This window comes from Caballeronia sp. M23-90 (assembly GCF_053574605.1).
Map to the genome: position 1 here is coordinate 1 of NZ_JBSIPA010000840.1, position 1,225 is coordinate 1,225.

Annotated in this window: 2 protein-coding genes; both read right to left on the reverse strand. The window is 59.8% G+C overall.

The features are described from left to right. A partial coding sequence (locus ACRXB1_RS36315; protein WP_449494808.1) for an AraC-like ligand-binding domain-containing protein occupies window positions 1-608 on the reverse strand: 608 nt, incomplete at its 3' end. Window positions 609-868: 260 nt separating this feature from the next. Further along, window positions 869-1,225: Lhr family helicase (locus tag ACRXB1_RS36320; RefSeq protein ID WP_449494809.1), on the reverse strand; the 357-nt coding region annotated here is incomplete at its 5' end.

Sequence of the window (1,225 nt, forward strand, 5' to 3'; positions counted from 1 at the left end):
TCCTCGCAGCGCTCGGCGCGGCGCAGCACGCACGCGGCCAGGAAATCGAGCGTGGCTTCGCCGGCGACGCTCGATTCTTCGTCGTCCATCGATGCAGCCACGTTCGCGAGACTGCGCACGTGCGATGCAACCAGCCGTCCGATCGGGTCGGTGGCTTCCCATGACAAACCATGCATCCGCAGCAGTCCGCCGGTGCGCCGGTCGATTGCCTGGCGCGGAATCATCAGCGTCAGCATGGGCGCATCGCGGCTGATGCCGATGTTTTCGACCGCCAGGTCGCGCACGACCACGGAGCCGAGCGAGACTTCATGCGTATCGCGGCCGAACGTGGACAACAACCTGCCGTCGAGCAGGCAATGAACCAGGTAATGGTCCACGCCGGAGGTCGCGATCTTGCGCTTCGTGCGCTGGAACGCGACTTCACCGTGCGTGATGTGAGACGTGAGCAGCATGCCGCCTAGCGTCCAGCTTTCCTGGCTGGCCCTGAACGGAGTGACCGGCGTCTTCGGGCGCTGGATCTCGAACATGGCGTCGAGTCCCTCGCGCCAGATTTCCTCGGCATCGTTTTCCGCGAAATCGGCGCTGTCGAACTTGAGGATCAGTGGCATCGCTTTACTCTGCCTTTGTTATTAACCTGGCTGACTTTATATACCGGACCGGCAACAGTTTTGAAATAAAGCTGATTACCAGATGTTTCCGTTCGTTCAGGATGATTACCCGGTAACTCCGCACTTATTATCGGCTTTCGGCTGTAAAACTTTAGCGCGCGTTTAAAACGGCGGGATGACGAACGTGGAATCGAAAGTCACGCAAAAGCACGCTGCAGCGCGGCGCAGGCTCTAAAAACCGAATCGAATGAAGGCCTCGATCAAGATCCCGATAAAACCGGCATCCGATCGAAACTGCGCCGCACGAGATGCCATCGAACGCGTTCTTGCGATTCGTGATCGAGTTCTGTCAGAAAGCGCGTTTTCCCGGCAATAACGGCGCCCACCGGCACGCCATCACGATAAAGCACGCGATTACCCGGAATGGCGGGGACTTTCTCGCCCGGCAATAATTTTCCCGCGAGATTCAGCGGATCGACCGCGCTGATGGCGATCAGGCTGCCATCGGCGGGACGGTTGCGCATGTCGCGCAGAAGCGGCACGGCCTCGGGCAATGCAAACTGTTCACCCGACAAGCCGGCGACAAAACGGCCGCCGCGAATCTCGCCGCGCGCTTC